A 19,517-nucleotide genomic window follows, 5' to 3' on the forward strand; every position below is an offset into this window, starting at 1 on the left:
GGAGCGAACGATGAAAAGCATAGTGATTCAGCAGCCGAACCAACTGGTGATTGAAGAGCGTCCACGCCCGGAACCTGCAGCCGGAGAAGTGCGTGTCAGCATTAAACTGGCCGGGATTTGTGGCTCAGACAGCCATATTTACCGGGGGCATAACCCGTTTGCGAAGTATCCGCGTGTGATTGGCCATGAGTTTTTTGGCGTCATTGATGCAGTGGGCGAGGGCGTCGACAGTTCGCGTCTGGGCCAGCGCGTCTCGGTTGACCCGGTGATCAGCTGCGGGCACTGCTATCCGTGTTCCGTCGGAAAACCGAACGTCTGCACCTCGCTGGTGGTGCTGGGGGTTCACCGTGACGGCGGATTCAGCGACTATGCGGCAGTGCCCGCTAAAAATGCCTGGCCTATCCCGGACGCGATCCCGGATAAACACGCCGTCATGGTTGAACCCTTCACCATTGCCGCCAACGTGACGGGGCAGGCCAACCCCACCGAGCAGGACGTTGCGCTGATATACGGCGCAGGACCGATGGGGCTGGTCACCGTTCAGGCGCTGAAGGGTGTCTACAAGGTGAAGCAGGTTATCGTGGTTGACCGCATCGATGAACGCCTGAAAATGGCCCAGCGCAGCGGCGCGGACTGGGTGTTGAATAACGGAGAGCAGTCGTTGCAGGCCGCGCTAGACGAAAAAGGCATCAAACCGACGTTAATCATTGATGCCGCCTGTCATCCGTCGATTTTGCAGGAGGCCATTACGCTGGCCTCTCCGGCGGCGCGCATCGTGCTGATGGGCTTCTCAAGCGAACCAAGCCAGATTGCCCAGCAGGGCATCACCGGTAAAGAGCTGACGATTTTCTCTTCACGCCTGAACGCCAACAAATTCCCGGTCGTCATTGACTGGCTGGAAAAGGGGCTTATCGACCCTGAAAAATTGATTACGCACACCTTTGACTATCACCACGTAACAGACGCCATCGAACTGTTTGAAAAAGATCAGCGGCAATGCTGCAAGGTCTTGCTGACGTTCGACAAATAATAATTCACGCGGTTAAGAGCCTGCGCAGACAGGCTCTATGTGGTACGCATCTTACCTTTCAGAGATAGCCATTATGACGCAAATACAACCTCAAAGAACGACCTCCGATCTGGTGAAAGCCGCCGTTTCTGGCTGGCTGGGCACCGCTCTGGAGTTTATGGATTTCCAGCTCTACTCGCTTGGGGCCGCCCTGGTCTTCCATGAGATCTTCTTCCCGGAACAGTCTGCTGCGATGGCGCTGATCCTGGCGATGGGAACCTACGGTGCAGGCTATATTGCGCGCATCGTCGGGGCCTTTATCTTTGGCAGAATGGGGGACAGCATCGGCCGTAAAAAAGTGTTGTTCATCACCATCACGATGATGGGGATCTGTACCACCCTCATCGGTGTCCTGCCAACCTATGCGCAAATCGGGATTTTTGCACCTGTTCTGTTAGTGACGCTGCGCATTATTCAGGGGTTGGGCGCCGGGGCAGAGATCTCCGGAGCCGGGACCATGCTGGCAGAATATGCCCCGAAAGGGAAACGCGGCATAATCTCCTCGCTGGTGGCGATGGGGACCAACTGCGGGACGCTGAGCGCAACGGCTATCTGGGCAGTGATGTTCTTTGCCCTCGATCGTGAACAGCTGCTCGCATGGGGCTGGCGCGTACCGTTCCTTGCCAGTGTGGTGGTGATGATCTTCGCCATCTGGCTGCGGATGAATCTCAAAGAGAGCCCGGTATTTGAGAAAGTCAGCGATACAGAGACCGTGGTTCCCGATACATCTTTAGGTGCCATGTTTAAGAGCAAATCCTTCTGGCTGGCAACAGGTTTGCGTTTTGGTCAGGCGGGTAACTCAGGTCTGATTCAGACGTTCCTTGCCGGGTATCTGGTCCAGACGTTGCTGTTTAATAAAGCGATTCCCACTGATGCGCTGATGATCAGTTCGATTCTCGGGTTTATCACCATCCCACTGTTAGGTTGGCTGTCGGATAAAGTAGGTCGTCGTCTGCCGTACATTATCCTGAATATCTCCGCCATTATTCTGGCGTACCCGATGCTGTCGATCATCGTTGATAAAAGTTATGCGCCGGGCGTGATTATGCTCTCGATCATCGTTATCCATAATTTTGCCGTTCTGGGGCTGTTTGCGCTGGAAAACATCACCATGGCGGAGATGTTTGGTTCGCGTAATCGCTTTACCCGTATGGCCATTTCAAAAGAGGCGGGTGGTCTGGTGGCGGTCGGGTTTGGCCCTGTGCTGGCCGGGATCTTCTGCAATATGACCGGCTCCTGGTGGCCGATTGTCGCCATGCTGGTGGCCTATTCCGTGATTGGGCTGGTTTCTGCATTCCTGATGCCGGAAGTGCGTGACCGTGATCTGAGCGCGGCGCAAGATGCAGCGGAAGTCGCGCCAGAAGAGTCCGTAAGCTTCGGAGCCGTCTCCTCACGGCGCTGATGGTTTATAACTTGAGTAATTTGTCACACAACTTTCAGCGTGTGTCACACCACATGAACAAAAGTTAATATAAATCAAAATTTCAAACTGAAGTATCAGTATGGTTAATGGCAGTTATTTTTTTACCCCAACTGCCATTCTAGTTGGTGTAGTCAGCAGGCACTGCCGCTCTGGTCAATGAGCGGCAGTGGTTCACAGCGTTCTACTTAACGAGTCTTAATCATGGAAAACCGGTTATTACAGGCGAAAGCCACGCTTCCTCAGTACACTCGCGACGACCTGAAGGCACGCATTGTTCATCTTGGCTTCGGCGCATTTCACCGTGCGCATCAGGCGGTTTATGCCGACATTCTCGCAGCGGAACACGGCAGCAACTGGGGTTATTGTGAAGTAAACCTGATTGGCGGCGAGCAGCAGATTGCCGATCTCAACGCGCAGGATAACCTCTATACCGTGGCGGAGATGTCTGCCGATGCATGGACATCTCGCGTGGTCGGAGTGGTCAAAAAAGCACTCCATGCGCAGGTTGACGGGCTGGAGACCGTGCTGGCCGCGATGTGTGAACCGCAGGTGGCAATTGTCTCGCTGACGATCACCGAGAAAGGGTATTGTCACTCACCCGCGACCGGACAACTGATGTTCGATCATCCGTTAATTGCTGCCGACCTGCAAAACCCCCATCACCCGACATCCGCACCCGGGGTAGTGGTTGAAGCCCTGGCGCGCCGTAAAGCTGCGGGTTTGCCTGCTTTCAGCGTGATGTCCTGTGACAACATGCCGGAGAACGGCCATGTGATGCGCAATGTCACCTGTGCTTATGCTCGCGCTGTCGATGGTGAGCTGGCGGACTGGATTGAATCCAGTGTCACCTTCCCGTCAACGATGGTGGACCGCATCGTGCCTGCAGTAACGGCAGACACGCTGAATAAAATCGAACAACTGACTGGCGTGCGCGACCCGGCGGCAGTGGCCTGCGAACCGTTCCGCCAGTGGGTGATCGAAGATAACTTTGTTGCCGGGCGTCCTGAATGGGAAAAAGCCGGGGCCGAGCTGGTGTCAGACGTTATTCCGTTTGAAGAGATGAAGCTGCGTATGCTCAATGGCAGTCATTCATTCCTTGCCTATCTTGGTTATCTGGCGGGTTACCAGCATATCAACGACTGTATGCAGGATGAAAATTACCGCCTCGCCGCGCATAAGCTGATGCTCAACGAGCAGGCGCCAACCTTAAAAGTGAAAGGCGTCGATTTAGGTCATTATGCCGATCTGCTGATTGCTCGCTACAGTAACCCGGCCCTGCGTCATCGAACCTGGCAAATTGCGATGGACGGTAGCCAGAAGCTCCCGCAGCGTATGCTGGATTCTGTGCGCTGGCATCTGGTGCATCAAAAGCCGTTCCCGCTACTGGCATTGGGTGTGGCTGGCTGGATGCGCTATGTTGGCGGTGTGGATGAACAGGGTAATACCATTGAGGTGAGCGATCCGCAACTGGCCGTGATTCAGGCGGCAGTGAAGGGAAGTACCGAGGGGGAAAGCCGTGTGAAAGCCCTGCTTGGCATCGAGGCTATTTTTGGCAGAGAGTTACCTGAAGAGGCTAGCTTTGTGGATGCGGTGATGAGCGCGTATCAGACGTTGCTACAGAAGGGAGCAAAAGCCACGGTGGCACAGTACGCCGCGCAACGATAATTCATCTCATGCCGCCGTTCGCGGCGGCATGTACGGGTACAATTTAGTGCATACCCAGGCGAATCAGTTCAATCGGTTCGAACTTACCTTCGCATCCTTCCACTTCCACCGTTTTGCTACGACGCACTTGCGCGGCATCAAGACCGTCGCTATGGATCGCTTTAATGACCCCGGTATGGCCTGTGCCGTTTATCATGACGCGGCTGCCAGTGGTAATTGCATTACGGTTACGGTCGTATGTCATCATGGTATATTCTCCTCTCTAACTTATCCGTTACGGCGCTAATTCAGGTTTGCCGTTCACGGGGCATATAAATACGCCTGTCCGCGCTTCATGTTTTTGTTTTTGATCAAACTCACACTTTTTTGTTTATTGCATCGAGTGCTGACGGTTCACGACAGCAATTTACAAAGCAGACCGTTATTTTCATAAGCTGATAGTTTCGATAGGGAAGCGTTGAGGGTTGGTTTATATTTGTGATGCCATTCTGGAGGCAGGAAATAACCCTTCATCGGAATAAGGAGTCAGGCTTATGTATAAGAAGATTTTGATGCCTGTTGATGTGTTTGAAATGGAGTTAAGCGATAAAGCGGTACGCCATGCGGCCAACCTGGCAAAGGCTGAGGGTGCGTCGATTACCCTGGTCAACATTCTTCCGGCCAGCAGTCGCTCACTGCTGCGCGGGTTTAACGCTGATATTAAAAAGTTTGAAGAGTATATGACCGCTGAATCCGGGAAGAAAATGAACGAGTTAAAGAGACTGTTCGATATCTCCCCTGAGAATATTCACGGCATGGTTCGTTTTGGCAATGTCCGCGATGAAATTATCAAGCTGAGCAAGGAGGGGGAATATGATGTGATCGTCATCGGGTCGAAAAACCCGGGCATCACCACTCATCTGCTTGGTTCAAATGCGGAATCTATTCTGCGCTACGCCACTATTCCGGTATTAGTCGTTCGTTAATTTCTTCACCGCATCCGTAAGGGGTGCGGCAAATGTTACTCTTCGCTGAACCACTCGCTATTTTCCTGGCGAATAAGCTGCACAGATTCACTAATTTCCTGCAAATGCAGTGTCATCGCTTTTTCCACACCGTCTGCATCGCGTTTTTCAAGCGCACTGAAAATATCATGATGCTGGCGGAGCAGCATTTCCGGCGGGGAGACGTGATCGAGGCTCATGTAGCGCACGCGGTCGATGGTGGCCTTAATGTTCTCGATGGTGTCCCAGGCCAGCTGGCAATCGGCAATCTGCGCCAGTTTCTGGTGGAATTCGTCATCCAGCAGGAAGAAATCATTGAGCTGTTTACGGTCTATCGCAATACGCTGCTGGTGCAGATTTTGCTCCAGCAGATAACACTGGTTGTCGTTGATAAGCGTTGCAGCACGGCGTGCGACGGCACATTCAATCGCCTGGCGAACAAAACAGCCGTTGCGCACCTGAGAGAGTGAAATTTTGTTCACATAGCTGCCGCGCTGCGGGCGGATCTGAATCAGACCGTTTTCTGCGAGCTTAATAAACGCTTCGCGCACCGGCTGACGGGAAACGTCAAAACGCACGGACACCTCTTTTTCAGAAAGCGGTGTACCAGGTGGGATCAGGCAATGGACAATATCACGTCGCAAAATGCGATAGATTTGCTGGTTTACTGGCTGGGTGGGATTGAGTTGCGATTCAGCGGCCATGAGTTGTCATTTCTCAGAGAGTTAGCCTGAACATACTACCATTCTTTTATAACCCGAAACAGACCCGGCCCGCAGGCCGGGAAGGGCTCAGTTAGCCACGATGGACGTTAAGTCCGGCAAAACTCTGGCTGACCGGCATCATTTCTACGGTGTTGATGTTGACGTGTTTCGGCAGCGTCGCCACCCACCACACCGTTTCAGTGACATCTTCCGGCGTTAGCGCGTTAGCGTTTTCGTAGGTTTTACCCGCTTTCGCGTCATCGCCTTTGAAACGCACGTTGGAGAATTCAGTCCCGCCAACCAGACCCGGTTCGATATCGGTGACGCGAATGGCCGTACCGTGCAGGTCGGTACGCAGGTTCAGGCTGAACTGGCGCACAAACGCTTTGGTCGCGCCATAGACGTTGCCGCCCGCATATGGCCAGCTCCCGGCGGTGGAACCAATATTGATAATGTGGCCGCGGTTGCGCTCGACCATGCCCGGCAGCACCGCGCGGGTCATATAGACCAGCCCTTTGTTGTTGGTGTCGATCATGTTTTCCCAGTCTTCAACGCTGGCTTTGTGGGCAGGCTCCATGCCCAGCGCCAGACCGGCATTGTTGACCAGCACATCAATGGCACGCCATTCGGCAGGCAGGTTAGTAATCATCTCTTCAATGGCCGCGCGGTTACGCACATCCAGTTGCGCGGTCAGGATGCTGTCACCCAGTTCGTCTTTCAGCTCCTGCAGGCGCTCCTGACGACGGCCCGTTGCAATCACCTTGTGTCCGTTGGCGACGAAGCGACGCGTGATGCTTTCACCAAAACCCGCTGTCGCCCCGGTAACTAAAATAATCATCTCACTGTTCCTCAACGCTTTTTGTGTTGTACTAACATAGCACGGTCGCCGAGGGTGCGTTAAGGCAACATTTGTATGGCAGCATTGCAGGGGATGGCGGCCTGGCCTAATCTGGGAGGATACCCGTACTCAGGAGCAAAAGATGACGGCCACGAATCCCTTTTTTGAAATCAGCCTTTTACCTTACCAGGCACCTCATTTTGATGAAATCAACGATAGCCACTATCGCCCGGCTTTCGATGAAGCGCTTCGCCAGAAGCGGGCGGATATTGACGCCATTGTCTCTCAGACCACTGCGCCAGACTTCACCAACACCGTACTGGCGCTGGAGAAAAGCGGCGCCATGCTCACGCGCGTCAACAGCGTTTTCTTCGCCATGACCTCCGCACACACCAATGCGTACCTGCAGGAACTGGAAGAGCAGTTCTCTACCGAACTTGCCGCGCTGGCGAACGATATCTGGCTAAACGACACGCTTTTCGCACGCGTGGAGAGCGTCTGGCAGGACCGTGCCGCGCTGGACGCTGAATCCCGTCGGTTGGTTGAGGAGACATATCAGCGGTTTATTCTGGCCGGCGCACGTCTGAATGAGACAGAAAAAACCGAGCTGAAGGCGCTTAATACCGAGGCGGCCTCTCTGACCAGCCAGTTTAATCAGCGTCTGCTGGCTGCTGATAAGGCTGGCGGGCTGGTGGTGGATTACGCACACCAGCTTGATGGGCTTAGCGCTGACGAAATCGCTGATGCCGCACAGGCTGCCACCGAGAGAGAGCTTAACGATCGCTGGTTGATCCCGCTCCTGAACACCACCCAGCAACCCGCGCTTTCGGCGCTACGCAATCGTCAGACGCGCGAAAATCTGTTTAACGCAGGCTGGACGCGTACTCAGAAAGGGGATGAAAACGACACCCGCGCGCTGATCCTCCGTCTTACGGCGCTACGTGCCCGGCAGGCCCGATTGCTGGGTTATGAGGACTTCGCCAGCTGGAGCATCGCTGACCAGATGGCGAAAACCCCGGCCGCCGCGCTGGAATTTATGCGTGGCATTGTGCCTGCCGCACGTACCCGCGCGGAACGCGAGCAGGCCGATATTCAGAATGTCATTGATGACGAACAGGGTGGTTTCACCGTGCAGGCCTGGGACTGGGCCTTCTATGCGGAGCGCGTACGTCAGGCAAAATATGCCCTCGATGAGTCGCAAATCAGGCCGTATTTTGCGCTCAATAACGTACTGCACGATGGCGTATTCTGGACGGCCAGCCAGCTGTTTGGCATCCGCTTTGTGGAGCGTTTCGATATTCCGCTTTACCACCCTGACGTTCGCGTATGGGAAATTTTCGACCACACGGGTGTTGGTATGGCACTGTTCTACGGTGACTTCTTTGCCCGTGACTCCAAGCAAGGTGGGGCGTGGATGGACAGTTTTGTCGTGCAATCCTATGAATTTGCCACCCGTCCGGTTATCTACAACGTCTGTAACTATCAGAAACCGGGTAATGGACGCCCGGCGCTACTCTCCTGGGATGACGTGATTACCCTGTTCCACGAGTTCGGCCATACGCTACACGGGCTGTTTGCCAGCCAGCGCTACGCCACGCTCGCGGGGACCAATACCCCACGTGATTTCGTTGAGTTTCCGTCGCAAATAAACGAACACTGGGCCAGCCATCCTCAGGTATTTGCCCATTACGCCCGTCACTTTGAAACCGGTGAACCGATGCCGGAAGCGCTGCGGAGAAGCATGCTGAGTGCGACTCAGTTTAACAAAGGCTATGACATGACGGAGACACTCAGTGCCGCGCTGCTGGACATGAACTGGCACAGTATTCGTGAGCCTGTTGAAAGTGTCGAGGCGTTTGAAGCCGCCGCCCTGAAAAAAGAGGGGCTGGATCTGCCCGCCGTACCGCCGCGTTATCGCAGCAGCTACTTTGCTCATATCTTTGGTGGCGGTTACGCGGCGGGGTATTACGCTTACCTGTGGACGCAAATGCTGGCGGACGATGGCTATCAGTGGTTTGTCGAGCAGGGCGGTTTAACCCGTGAAAACGGGCAAAAATTCCGTGAGGCGATTTTATCCCGTGGGAATAGTACAGATTTAGCGGAACTGTATCGTAACTGGCGCGGGCACGATCCAAAGATTGAACCGATGCTGGAGAATCGCGGATTGAGCGCGTAATGCCATAGTTGGCGGGTCATCCAGGGTTAGCGCCCGCTTGACCCGCTCACCGTTGAGGACAAATGGTCATAAAAAAAGCCTGCGTTAAGCAGGCGCTAATGATGATGCATAATTGTTATTCTAATCTTAATTCAAAAAATTAATTGCGAACCCGATACATCACAAATATTTTTGTGCTGCAGCGAGTATTTCCTGAGAGGTAAGTTCCCGATCCGAGGCAACATAGATAACATCATGATCGCCTGTTAAAGACGGAAAACCAGCAGACATTATCTGAAGATTAACCTCTTCGCCATTCGGGTATTCTTCACGTATGGATGTAATGCCCTTAAGCACGGTCATAACTTTGCTCGGCTTACCATTAAAGAACACTATCACCTTTTTCATATATCACCCTGTAATCATTCGTGATTTTTTAAGCTGATGCCGTCCAAAGAGACTGATTTATTCATTGCTTTAACTTTTTCGAAAATTAAAGCAAGCAATATCCTGACTTAACGTGTACTGTGGCAGTCCATTTAATCAGGAGAAGCCTATGTCTGGACGTAAAAATACGCAATTTCGTCGAAATCATTTAGTCAAATGTCCCTGCCCAAACTGCTCGAAAGATTCAGAGCACAGCTATAATCGCGTACAAAAGGGCGCACAGCTTGTTTGCCCATATTGCAATACTCTTTTTAAGTCCTCTCAACGATTTTAAAAAAATAATTTCGCCAGACAATTAAAAAGCAATGCTAAGGACCCGTCTACTCAGGAAAACCGTCATCGTTATCGCGGGTCCGTGGTGATATTATTTATCGCACAGCGTTACGTTGCCTGCCGCAGGGCCTTTACTGCCGCTAATGATAGCAAACTCGACTTTTTGACCTTCAAAAAGCGTGTTGAAACTGTCCCCCTCAAGGGCGGAAAAGTGGACAAAAACATCTTTACTGCCATCAAGCGGGGAGATAAAACCAAAGCCTTTATCTTCGTTAAACCACTTAACCAGACCTAAAATTTTTGACGACATATATACTCCATTTGAATGCTTTTAAAGTAGTAACGTTATGATAGAGAACGTATAAGTTGTATACGTATGGACTCAAAAGGAGGGGGTATCAGCGATAGCGCCTGGTTATGAGGACTGCTTAGTAAAATGTTACATTCAGTATTGCATCGAACCAACGAGATCATTAATACACGGACTGGATTAATTAGCAAATTTTATTTTAGCCGTCTGGGCGCGTGGGCTTGCTGAGTGGTCGCGTAACCGGGCACAGGGCCCGGCTTATGTTCATATTGCATGACAGCTTACGGAAGCGATAATTTTATTACCACCCATATTACCCATAATCAAATCGAGTAATTTTCGGTATTCCTCCCGGGTAATCACTTCAGCCCGAATTTCGGTGGTTCCTTCTGTTTTCGCTGCCGTTGAATAAATGGCTTTCAGACTTAACGTCAGCTCCTGAGCCATTTTGACAACATTCTGCCGCACGGCATCTTCATGCTCATCATTGCAGGTCACTTTCAGAACATAACATTTTTCGCCTTCGTGAAGCGCGGGGAGTTGATTAATCCGCTGCGCGGCTTCGCGAAGCAATATGTTGGCACAGAGAATAATTACGCTGGCCATCGCGGCATTCCAGAATTGACCTAATCCGCATAGCACACCAATTCCGGCCGAACACCACAGCGTTGCCGCGGTATTCAGACCCCGAATATTCATTCCCTCACGCATAATCACGCCTGCGCCGAGGAAACCTATTCCGGAGACGATCTGTGCTGCGATGCGCCCCGGGCTATCAGGAGAAGTGGAGACGGAACTTAAAATAAATACTGCCGCGCCTGTAGCAACCAGTGCATTGGTACGAAGCCCGGCCATCCGCTGGCGCCATTGTCTTTCTGCGCCAATAATTGCGCCCAGCAGCATTGCTGCGAGCAGATGAGAGATATATGGGAACATCATCCTGTCGCCTGTTTACGTTATTCAATAATAAACGTCAGTGCTAAAGCACTATATGACGCCATTTAAACACTACGTATTTTCAGCGCGACGGCGGCGGGAAGAGTGAATGTGTAAACAGAAACATAGCGATTACCCACAATTATAGCGGTTCTTAAAGTGTCGGGATGCAATCGCGTTGAGATGATTGCTGCCCACCGTTCAGGTAAGCAGCGTGAAATCGCACTAGCTTACCTTCGTATCATATATAAGGTGACTTTCCACCGAAGGACTCCTGTGTAAATTTATCGCCAGTATAATAAGGCTTTATAATGAGTAAAGCAAAAAAACAACGTTCGTTATGAATTGTTTAAGTTCGGGAAAAAGTTTTTAAAGATGTCACCTGATTTTCAACAATACCCGGTATACTCGATTGTATTTATAACAGGCTGTAACATGCTAAGGCAGACAGTATGTCTCTTCGTTCACTGCGGGCGTTGTGCCTGACCAGTTTTTTCATTGCGGATGTCCGCGATGGTCTTGGTCCTTTTCTCGGTATTTTTCTGACTGAACGTCACTGGTCCCCTGATGATATCGGCATACTGATGACGGCCGGTGGTCTGGCGGGATTATTGGCCACGCTGCCGGCGGGATTTATCACCGACACCTCACGCAGCAAGCGATCCGTGCTGGCGCTGGTGTGCCTGCTCATCACCCTTAGTACGCTCCTGCTCTGGTTTAGCCAGCAGAGCAGCGTTGTCGCTGTTTCGCAAATTGTCAGCGGTATCAGTGCGGCATTTGTGGGGCCGCTGATCGCCGGTATAACGCTGGGGCTGACCGGCCAGGGCGGGTTCAGTGCGCAGATGGGCAGAAATGAGGCGTTCAATCACGGCGGCAACTTTGTCACTGCACTGATTGCAGGCGGCATTGCCTGGTACTGGGGCGTGGGCGGGATTTTCCTGCTGATGACCTGCACGACGCTGCTCACGCTCTGCGCGCTGCTTGCCATTCGCCACGGCGATATCGACAACAACGCCGCGCGCGGACTGTCATCTCAGGCGAGCCTGCCGGTTCCCGGCTTTGCGGTGCTGATGAAAAACCGTGCGCTGTTTGTGACCGGGCTGACGCTGCTGCTGTTCCACCTGGCAAACGCCGCGCTGCTGCCGATGCTGAGCATGAGAGTTGCAGCGGCACCTGCCTCGATTAACCCCGGTTTGTATGCGGCGGGTACCGTCATCATCTCACAGGCCGTGATGATCCCCGTTGCCATCTGGGTCGCACACCGCATAGAACGCTACGGCTACTGGCGCTTAATTATGCTGGCGCTGCTGGTTATGCCGGTGCGCGCGGCGCTGGCGGCATCTACGGACGCGCCGTTAATGATGATACCGGTACAAATCCTCGACGGACTGGCCGCCGGGATCCTGGGTGTCGTGGTACCGTCGTTTATTGTGGTGCTGCTGCGCGGAAGCGGGCACGTCAATGCCGGGCAAAGCGTGGTGATGCTGATGCAGGGGATTGGGGCATCCATGAGTCCGGCGTTAACCGGTACGATCGCCGGTCATTACTCTTTTGCGACGGCGTTCAGCGTACTGAGCGCGATTGCCCTGGTGGCCGTCCTGCTGTGGTGGCGCTGTGCTCATCGGACATGGGAAACTGACAGTTCGCCGGGTGGGGCATAGCCGCCACCCGGCGCTAGGCTTATGCCAGTTCGTTAGGGCACGCTTCGCCCTTTTCCAACTGCAGTAGATTCCCCAGCGTGGTTTCCGAAATGCTGATCAGCGCTTCGGCAGTCAGAAACGCCTGGTGTCCGGTAAACAGCACGTTATGACAGGCAGACAGGCGGCGGAACACATCGTCCTGGATCACATCATTAGACTTGTCTTCAAAGAACAGATCGCGCTCGTTTTCATACACGTCCATCCCCAGCGCGCCAATCTTCTGCGTTTTCAGCGCTTCGATGGCGGCCTGAGAGTCAACCAACCCACCGCGGCTGGTGTTGATGATCATCACGCCATCTTTCATCTGGTCAAATGCCGCCTGGTTCAGCAGGTGGTAGTTTTCCGGCGTCAGCGGGCAGTGCAGGGAGATCACGTCAGACTGTGAGAACAGGGTTGGCAGGTCGACGTATTCGACGCCCAGTTCCAGCGCCGCAGCGCTTGGGTAGGGATCAAATGCCAGCAGACGCATGCCGAAGCCTTTCAGAATGCGCAGGGCGGCGACGCCAATTTTACCGGTGCCGATCACGCCGGCGGTTTTGCCGTACATGGTAAAGCCGGTCAGTCCTTCCAGCGAGAAGTTAGCATCACGGGTGCGCTGATAAGCGCGGTGAATACGACGGTTGAGCGACATCATCATGCCAATCGCATGTTCCGCGACCGCTTCCGGGGAGTACGCCGGCACGCGAACCACCTTCAGGCCCAGCTCTTTCGCCGCGTCGAGGTCAACGTTGTTAAAACCCGCGCAGCGCAGGGCGATGTATTTCACCCCCTGTTTTTTCAACTCTTCCAGTACCGGACGACTGCCGTCATCGTTCACAAAAATGCAGACGCCTTCGCAGCCGTGCGCCGTTTTGGCGGTTTTTTCGGACAGCAGAAAGTCGAAAAATTCAAGCTCAAACCCGTAAGCCTCGTTAACATGTTGCAGATACTTTTTGTCGTACTGCTTTGTGCTATATACCGCGAGTTTCATAAGACTTTCTCCAGTGATTTTGCATTCACGTTAGCATGATTAAAATTATCTTACAATTTTTGAAATATTATTGAATTCAATAAGTTCTATCAATTATTCTAGAGCATCTATCCTTAAAAATGGCATTCCCTTCAACTGACTGGCTAAACATGCGACAATGATCGGCAATGTCGGCTTAATTCTTTCGCTAAATCAGGATATTAACTGCCCATGAAGGGTAAATACAAAGCCGCAATTGCGCTTTTACTGCTGTTCATCCTCTTGCCGCTGACGCTGCTGATGACGCTCGCCCAGTGGGTCCCAACGCTTGCCGGTATCTGGCTGCCCGTCGGGACACGTATCGCCTTTGAACAAAGCCCCAAAATCACCCGTCACGCACTGGTCATTCCCGATGTTCGCTATCTGGTTGAAGACTGTGAGATTGCCCGGGTCGATAACGTGACGCTGTCACGTCCCAGTCGCTGGAAACTGGATATCGGTGCGCTTGAGCTTAATTCCGCGTGTTTAAGCAAAATCCCTCAGTCTGCACCCTCAACGGTTGCGCCCAAAACGCTGGCACAGTGGCAGGCGGTTTTACCGAAGACCTGGCTTACCGTTCATCGCCTGACGCTCTCGCCCTGGCAACAATGGCAGGGCGAGCTTTATGCCTCGCTGACGCCAGCCAGCCAGGAGATTACCTATAAAGGCGAGCAGGTCAGCATTAAAGGGAAACTTCGTGGACAGTTGCTCTCCGTCAGCCAGTTCGATGTACAGCTTCCCGACCGGCCTCAGCCCATAAAACTGGTGGGCGAGTTCACTCTGCCGCTGGTTCCCGATGGGGTACCGGTTAAAGGCCACGCGGTCGCGACCTTTAACGTGCCACAGCTCACCTCATTGGTCGATGCCGATCTGGACTGGGAGGAAAATCAGGGACAACTGGTGGTGATGGCGCGCGATAACCCCGACCCGCTGCTCGACCTCCCGTGGCAGATCACGGCAGAACAGCTGAATATCAGTGACGGACGCTGGAACTGGGACCTCTCCGGTATGCCGCTGAGCGGGCGAGTTGGCCTGCGAGTCGACAACTGGCAGCAGGGACTGGAGAAAGCAACCTTGTCCGGACGTCTCAATGTGCTTACCCGAGGTGATGCAGGGAAAGGCAACGCAGTTCTGAACCTTGGGCCGGGCAGGCTCAGTATGGAAAACAGCGACATGCCGCTGTATCTGAGCGGTGAGGTGAAACAAAACGACCTTATTCTCTACGCCAGACTGCCGGCAAAACTGACCGGAAGCCTGTATGAACCTCAGCTTTCCTTTGAGCCGGGGGCGCTGCTTCGTTCACGCGGACGCATTATTAACTCCCTCAATATTGATGAAATTCGCTGGCCACTGGCGGGCGTCAAGCTCACGCAAAAGGGTGTAGATGGCCGTTTGCAGGCCATTCTGCGGGCCCATGAAAACGAAATGGGCGATTTTGAGCTCCACCTGGACGGCCAGGCCAACGACTTTTTACCCGACAATGGTCTGTGGCAGTGGCGCTACTGGGGAAAAGGGGGCTTTACGCCGATGAATGCGCGCTGGGATGTCGCCGGGAAAGGCGAATGGCGTGACAATCTCATTGAGCTAACTGCGCTCTCCACCGGTTTTGACAAACTTCAGTACGGTACGATGGAAGTTAGCAAGCCACGTCTGGTGCTGGATCAACCGGTGCGCTGGTTCCGTGACCCCGAAAAACCCACCTTCAGCGGCGCGCTGGCGCTCAATGCGGGACAAACCCGCTTCTCCGGCGGGAGCGTGTTACCGCCCTCAGTACTGACCTTTAGCGTCGACGGAACAGACCCAACGATTTTCCAGTTCAAGGGCGACCTCCATGCAGACAAAATTGGCCCGGTACAGGTAAATGGTCGATGGGATGGGGAACGTCTTCGCGGGCAGGCCTGGTGGCCGAAACAGTCGCTTACCGTATTTCAGCCGCTGATACCACCGGACTGGAAAATGACGCTGCGTGACGGGGAACTCTATGCGCAGGTCGCCTTCTCGGCGGCGGCCGATCAGGGCTTTGAAGCCGGTGGGCACGGCGTGCTGAAATCCGGCAGCGCCTGGATGCCTGATAACCAGGTCAACGGCGTCGATTTTGTGCTGCCGTTCCGCTTCAGCGAAGGGACCTGGTCCCTGGGCACGCGAGGCCCGGTAACGTTGCGCATAGATGAAGTGGAAAACCTGGTGACCGCGCGAAATATTACGGCGGACCTCCAGGGGGACTACCCATGGACCGAGGAAAACCCGCTCCTGCTCACCAACGTGAAGGTGGAAACCCTCGGCGGGAAAATCACCATGCAGCAGCTGAGAATGCCGCAACACGATCCGGCCTTGCTGCGCGTAGACAATATATCTTCCAGCGAGCTGATTAGCGCCGTCAATCCGAAACAGTTTGCCATGTCGGGGCCGGTCAGCGGGGCGCTACCGTTCTGGCTGGACAATGAAAAATGGATCATCAAAGATGGCTGGCTGAGCAACCCCGGGCCCATGACGCTGCGTATCGACAAAGATACTGCAGACGCCATTGTGAACGATAATATGGTCGCGGGTGCCGCGATTAACTGGCTCCGCTATATGGAAATTTCGCGTTCGTGGACGAGAATCAATTTAGATAACCTGGGGCAATTAACCATGCAGGCCACCATCAAGGGGACCAGCCGTGTCGATGGCAAAAGCAGCACCGTCAACCTGAACTATACCCATGACGAGAATGTCTTTACCCTCTGGCGCAGCCTGCGTTTTGGAGACAACCTGCAAACCTGGTTTGAGCAACACGCGGCGATACCCGGTCCCCGCAGTTCGACTGGCAAGGAAAGTGAGGAACAACAATGAAAAAGATGGCTGGTGTACTCACCGTTGCCGTTGTCGCGCTACTGTCTGGCTGTACGCCGCGCATTGAAGTCGCGGCACCGAAAGAGCCGATTACCATCAATATGAATGTCAAAATCGAACATGAGATCCACATTAAGGTCGATAAAGACGTTGAAACTCTGCTGAAATCGCGCAGCGATCTGTTCTGAGGACGCCATGAAACGATTAGCTCTGATTTTACTGGCACTGGGGATGAACGTGCAGGCGGCCGCGCTCACCTTAAATGATGCCCGGGCGCAGGGGCGTGTAGGAGAAACCCTGAGCGGGTATCTTGCCCCGATCCAACAGGATGCGGAAACGCTGGCGCTGGTTAACCGTATCAATGCGGCGCGCACGGAAAACTACCAGAAGCTGGCTGACAGCAATAATTTACCGGTCGATGAAGTGGCGAAAATGGCGGGACAAAAATTGGTTGCCCGTGCTCAACCCGGCGAGTATGTGAAGGGCATTAACGGAAAATGGCTGAAAAAATAGTTAGCGGTAGCGCTTGCGGTATTCACCTGGCGAGACGCCAAAACGCTGCTTAAACGCCGTGGAAAAATGGCTATGGTCGGTAAATCCCCAGCTGTAGCCAATCCCCGCCAGCTTTTCGTCATCACTGGTAGAACGCAACACCTGCGCGCACAGATCCAGACGACGGTTTTTAATGTACTGCGCCACCACCAGCCCTTTCTCGGCAAACATGCGGTAGAGGCTGCGCACGGACATACCGCTCTCGGCGGCAATCCATTCCGGACGCAGAGATTCAGACTGAATATGATCGTCGATCAGTGCCACCACGTGCTGGAACTGGCGTTCCTTACGCGGCTGAATCAACTCGCGCTGCTGGAAAGCGGGGCGCAGCAGGCAGACCATCGCTTCGAGCGCGGCTTCACTCTCCCGGTCACTCAGATCGGCATTGTTCATACTGTCCATTAACAGACGATGACTCAGCTGTACCGTTGGCAACGAACGGGAAAGGGTGAGCGCGCAGTTGATCTCCTGAAACCGACACTGCTGCTCAATGATCTGACGGGGTACCAGCAGCGAAATCTGACGGGATTTTTCCTGCCAGTTGATTGAGCAGGGGCGGGATGCGTCAAGCAGCGTGATATCACCGGTTTTAAGCACAGAGCGCCGGTCATCCTGCTCAATTTCTGCGCTGCCTTCAAGCTGGAACACGGTATAGAACCAGGCATCATTACTCTGAGCGATCTCCTGACGGGAGCGGAACAGATTCACGCCGCCTGCGGTAACGGTACTGAGCTTCAGGCTGCGCGCGTAGCTGGTTTCCAGTTCGCCGAAGAATTTTCCCTCCAGAGGACGCGCGTTAAAGCGCCCGCAAACCTGGTTAATTTGCGCCAGCCACTGCTGATACTGTTCCTGCTCGCTTGCACACGCCATCGTTTCTCTCACTGCGCCGTCAACGTTTTCGCATTGTTGCATTTGTGTTGCATTTTGTCAGAGCTATGAGGCTGAATATAGGAAAGAACACTCACCGGGAACAGTGATATAAGGCGGAATTATCACGATTTGCGGAGCCTGTCACAGGTGGCAAAGCGAATGTCACACAGACAAAAGCGAGAATGCGAAACCCCTCTTAGACTGGATCAACACCCGACGAATAATAACGAAGGAGTACCCTATGTCTGAATCACTGGTGGCAATCCAACCTGCTGTGCAGCAGTTTCTAGACCGACATCATGGCCTGTGGATCGAAGGGCGTCAGGCCGCATCAGACAGTGAAAAACGGCTGAATGTCTACAACCCGGCCACGGGCGAGGTGATTGCCTCGACTGCCGATGCCAGCGTTGACGATGTTGACCGTGCCGTGATGTCCGGCTGGCGCGCGTTTGTTGCCCGCAGCTGGGCCGGAAAATTACCGGCTGAACGCGAGCGGATCTTGCTCCATTTTGCCGATCTGGTTGAGCAGCACAGTGAGGAGCTGGCTCAGCTTGAAACGCTGGAGCAGGGTAAATCCATTAACATTTCCCGCGCTTTTGAAGTTGGCTGCACCCTGAACTGGATGCGCTATACCGCCGGGTTGACCACGAAGATCGCTGGCAAAACGCTGGATCTCTCTATCCCATTGCCACAGGGGGCCCGCTACCAGGCGTGGACGCGCAAAGAGCCGGTTGGCGTGGTGGCCGGAATTGTACCCTGGAACTTCCCACTAATGATCGGGATGTGGAAAGTGATGCCTGCGCTGGCCGCGGGCTGTTCCATTGTGATTAAACCGTCAGAAACCACGCCGCTGACCATGCTGCGCGTGGCGGAGCTGGCCAGTGAAGCGGGCATCCCGGACGGGGTGTTCAACGTGGTGACCGGGAGCGGCGCGGTGTGTGGCGCAGCGTTGACCTCGCATCCGCACATTGCGAAAGTGAGTTTTACCGGTTCAACGGCAACGGGTAAGCAAATTGCCCGCACGGCGGCGGACACGTTAACCGGGGTGACCCTGGAACTGGGCGGGAAAAACCCGGCCATCGTGTTGAAAGATGCCGATCCTGCCTGGGTGATTGAAGGCCTGATGACCGGCAGCTTCCTGAATCAGGGACAGGTCTGTGCGGCAAGCTCCCGCATCTATATCGAAGCGCCGCTGTTCGACACGCTGGTCAGCGGGTTTGAACAGGCGGTGAAATCGCTGAGCGTCGGGCCGGGCATGTCGCCGGAAGCCTTTATTAACCCGCTGGTTTCGCGTGCGCATTGCGACAAGGTGCAGACTTTCCTCGATGAAGCGAAGTCCCGTCATGCGGAACTGATCGCCGGTAACCGTGGCCCGGAAGGCAAAGGCTATTACGTTTCACCAACGCTGGTGGTGAACCCGGATGCCGCGCTGAGGCTTACTCGTGAAGAGGTATTTGGCCCGGTGGTCAACCTGGTGCGAGTGGCCGATGGTGAAGAGGCGCTCCAGCTGGCAAACGACACCGAGTATGGCCTGACGGCCAGCGTCTGGACGCAGAATATCAGCAAGGCGCTGGAATATACCGACAGGCTGCAGGCGGGTACCGTCTGGGTAAACAGCCATACGCTGATCGACGCTAACCTGCCGTTCGGCGGGATGAAACAGTCTGGCACCGGACGTGACTTTGGCCCGGACTGGCTGGACGGCTGGTGCGAAACGAAGTCGGTGTGCGTGCGGTATTAAAAAACAAGCCGGGTGGCGGCTACGCCTCACC

Annotated in this window: 19 protein-coding genes; 11 read left to right on the plus strand and 8 right to left on the minus strand. The window is 54.0% G+C overall.

The window, feature by feature from the left end:
• Positions 1 to 10: 10 nt before the first annotated feature.
• The 3 genes from AAHF05_RS10225 (at position 11) to AAHF05_RS10235 (ending at position 4,157) form a co-directional block, all read left to right on the plus strand.
• On the plus strand, positions 11 to 1,030 hold the full coding sequence (locus tag AAHF05_RS10225) for a Zn-dependent oxidoreductase (protein WP_129324829.1): 1,020 nt from the start codon (positions 11 to 13) through the stop codon (positions 1,028 to 1,030).
• A 73-nt stretch (positions 1,031 to 1,103) separates the two neighbouring features.
• On the plus strand, positions 1,104 to 2,471 hold the full coding sequence (locus AAHF05_RS10230) for an MFS transporter (protein WP_028017569.1): 1,368 nt from the start codon (positions 1,104 to 1,106) through the stop codon (positions 2,469 to 2,471).
• Positions 2,472 to 2,693: 222 nt separating this feature from the next.
• Positions 2,694 to 4,157: a mannitol dehydrogenase family protein gene (locus AAHF05_RS10235; protein ID WP_129324828.1), complete on the plus strand. Its 1,464-nt coding sequence runs from the start codon at positions 2,694 to 2,696 to the stop codon at positions 4,155 to 4,157.
• A gap of 43 nt (positions 4,158 to 4,200) precedes the next feature.
• Here AAHF05_RS10235 and ydfZ read toward each other — a convergent pair whose 3' ends face one another.
• On the minus strand, positions 4,201 to 4,404 hold the full coding sequence (gene ydfZ / locus AAHF05_RS10240; protein WP_014831738.1) for a putative selenium delivery protein YdfZ: 204 nt from the start codon (positions 4,402 to 4,404) through the stop codon (positions 4,201 to 4,203).
• A gap of 286 nt (positions 4,405 to 4,690) precedes the next feature.
• On the opposite strand from ydfZ, the gene AAHF05_RS10245 reads away from it, so the two are divergent.
• Positions 4,691 to 5,122: a universal stress protein gene (locus AAHF05_RS10245; RefSeq protein WP_028017567.1), complete on the plus strand. Its 432-nt coding sequence runs from the start codon at positions 4,691 to 4,693 to the stop codon at positions 5,120 to 5,122.
• A gap of 35 nt (positions 5,123 to 5,157) precedes the next feature.
• On the opposite strand, the gene AAHF05_RS10250 is transcribed toward AAHF05_RS10245, so the two are convergent.
• Both AAHF05_RS10250 and ydfG read right to left on the minus strand, forming a co-directional pair.
• Positions 5,158 to 5,844 (minus strand): GntR family transcriptional regulator, encoded by a 687-nt coding sequence (locus AAHF05_RS10250; protein ID WP_028017566.1) that lies wholly within the window; start codon positions 5,842 to 5,844, stop codon positions 5,158 to 5,160.
• 91 nt (positions 5,845 to 5,935) lie between these two features.
• The gene (gene ydfG / locus AAHF05_RS10255) at positions 5,936 to 6,682 is read right to left on the minus strand and encodes a bifunctional NADP-dependent 3-hydroxy acid dehydrogenase/3-hydroxypropionate dehydrogenase YdfG (RefSeq protein ID WP_129324827.1); all 747 of its coding nucleotides are present in this window, start codon (positions 6,680 to 6,682) and stop codon (positions 5,936 to 5,938) included.
• 142 nt (positions 6,683 to 6,824) lie between these two features.
• Between ydfG and dcp the strand changes: the two genes are divergently transcribed.
• Positions 6,825 to 8,858, plus strand: a complete 2,034-nt coding sequence (dcp, locus tag AAHF05_RS10260; RefSeq protein ID WP_129324826.1) for a peptidyl-dipeptidase Dcp — start codon at positions 6,825 to 6,827, stop codon at positions 8,856 to 8,858.
• 159 nt (positions 8,859 to 9,017) lie between these two features.
• On the opposite strand, the gene AAHF05_RS10265 is transcribed toward dcp, so the two are convergent.
• On the minus strand, positions 9,018 to 9,245 hold the full coding sequence (locus AAHF05_RS10265) for a hypothetical protein (RefSeq protein ID WP_129324825.1): 228 nt from the start codon (positions 9,243 to 9,245) through the stop codon (positions 9,018 to 9,020).
• Between the two features lie 148 nt (positions 9,246 to 9,393).
• Between AAHF05_RS10265 and AAHF05_RS10270 the strand changes: the two genes are divergently transcribed.
• Positions 9,394 to 9,558: a YnfU family zinc-binding protein gene (locus tag AAHF05_RS10270; protein ID WP_218064858.1), complete on the plus strand. Its 165-nt coding sequence runs from the start codon at positions 9,394 to 9,396 to the stop codon at positions 9,556 to 9,558.
• Between the two features lie 90 nt (positions 9,559 to 9,648).
• Here the strand turns inward: AAHF05_RS10270 and AAHF05_RS10275 are convergent, their stop codons facing one another.
• Positions 9,649 to 9,867: a cold shock domain-containing protein gene (locus AAHF05_RS10275; protein ID WP_049006765.1), complete on the minus strand. Its 219-nt coding sequence runs from the start codon at positions 9,865 to 9,867 to the stop codon at positions 9,649 to 9,651.
• A 264-nt stretch (positions 9,868 to 10,131) separates the two neighbouring features.
• Positions 10,132 to 10,806, minus strand: a complete 675-nt coding sequence (locus AAHF05_RS10280) for an MgtC family protein (protein WP_371128440.1) — start codon at positions 10,804 to 10,806, stop codon at positions 10,132 to 10,134.
• Positions 10,807 to 11,255: 449 nt separating this feature from the next.
• Between AAHF05_RS10280 and AAHF05_RS10285 the strand changes: the two genes are divergently transcribed.
• Positions 11,256 to 12,464: an MFS transporter gene (locus tag AAHF05_RS10285; protein WP_129324824.1), complete on the plus strand. Its 1,209-nt coding sequence runs from the start codon at positions 11,256 to 11,258 to the stop codon at positions 12,462 to 12,464.
• A gap of 19 nt (positions 12,465 to 12,483) precedes the next feature.
• Here AAHF05_RS10285 and AAHF05_RS10290 read toward each other — a convergent pair whose 3' ends face one another.
• Entirely contained in the window at positions 12,484 to 13,473 is a 990-nt protein-coding gene (locus AAHF05_RS10290; RefSeq protein ID WP_028017559.1) for a 2-hydroxyacid dehydrogenase, read from the minus strand.
• 210 nt (positions 13,474 to 13,683) lie between these two features.
• Here AAHF05_RS10290 and AAHF05_RS10295 point away from each other — a divergent pair, with 210 nt between their 5' ends.
• Genes AAHF05_RS10295 through AAHF05_RS10305 form a run of 3 tightly spaced genes read left to right on the plus strand, consistent with a single transcriptional unit; the run spans position 13,684 to position 16,836 of the window.
• A complete protein-coding gene (locus tag AAHF05_RS10295; protein WP_129324823.1) occupies positions 13,684 to 16,323 on the plus strand; it encodes a YdbH family protein in 2,640 nt (879 codons plus the stop codon).
• Positions 16,320 to 16,511, plus strand: a complete 192-nt coding sequence (locus tag AAHF05_RS10300; protein WP_028017557.1) for a YnbE family lipoprotein — start codon at positions 16,320 to 16,322, stop codon at positions 16,509 to 16,511. Before AAHF05_RS10295 ends, AAHF05_RS10300 begins: the two co-directional genes overlap by 4 nt.
• A gap of 7 nt (positions 16,512 to 16,518) precedes the next feature.
• Complete coding sequence (locus AAHF05_RS10305; protein ID WP_028017556.1) at positions 16,519 to 16,836, plus strand: YdbL family protein; 318 nt, start codon at positions 16,519 to 16,521, stop codon at positions 16,834 to 16,836.
• On the opposite strand, the gene feaR is transcribed toward AAHF05_RS10305, so the two are convergent.
• A complete protein-coding gene (feaR, locus tag AAHF05_RS10310; protein ID WP_028017555.1) occupies positions 16,837 to 17,745 on the minus strand; it encodes a transcriptional regulator FeaR in 909 nt (302 codons plus the stop codon). It lies immediately after the preceding gene.
• Positions 17,746 to 17,986: 241 nt separating this feature from the next.
• Here feaR and AAHF05_RS10315 point away from each other — a divergent pair, with 241 nt between their 5' ends.
• On the plus strand, positions 17,987 to 19,486 hold the full coding sequence (locus AAHF05_RS10315) for an aldehyde dehydrogenase family protein (RefSeq protein WP_049006774.1): 1,500 nt from the start codon (positions 17,987 to 17,989) through the stop codon (positions 19,484 to 19,486).
• Positions 19,487 to 19,517: the final 31 nt, after the last annotated feature.

The sequence above is a fragment of the Enterobacter adelaidei genome (assembly GCF_041937165.1).
GTDB lineage: Bacteria > Pseudomonadota > Gammaproteobacteria > Enterobacterales > Enterobacteriaceae > Enterobacter > Enterobacter adelaidei.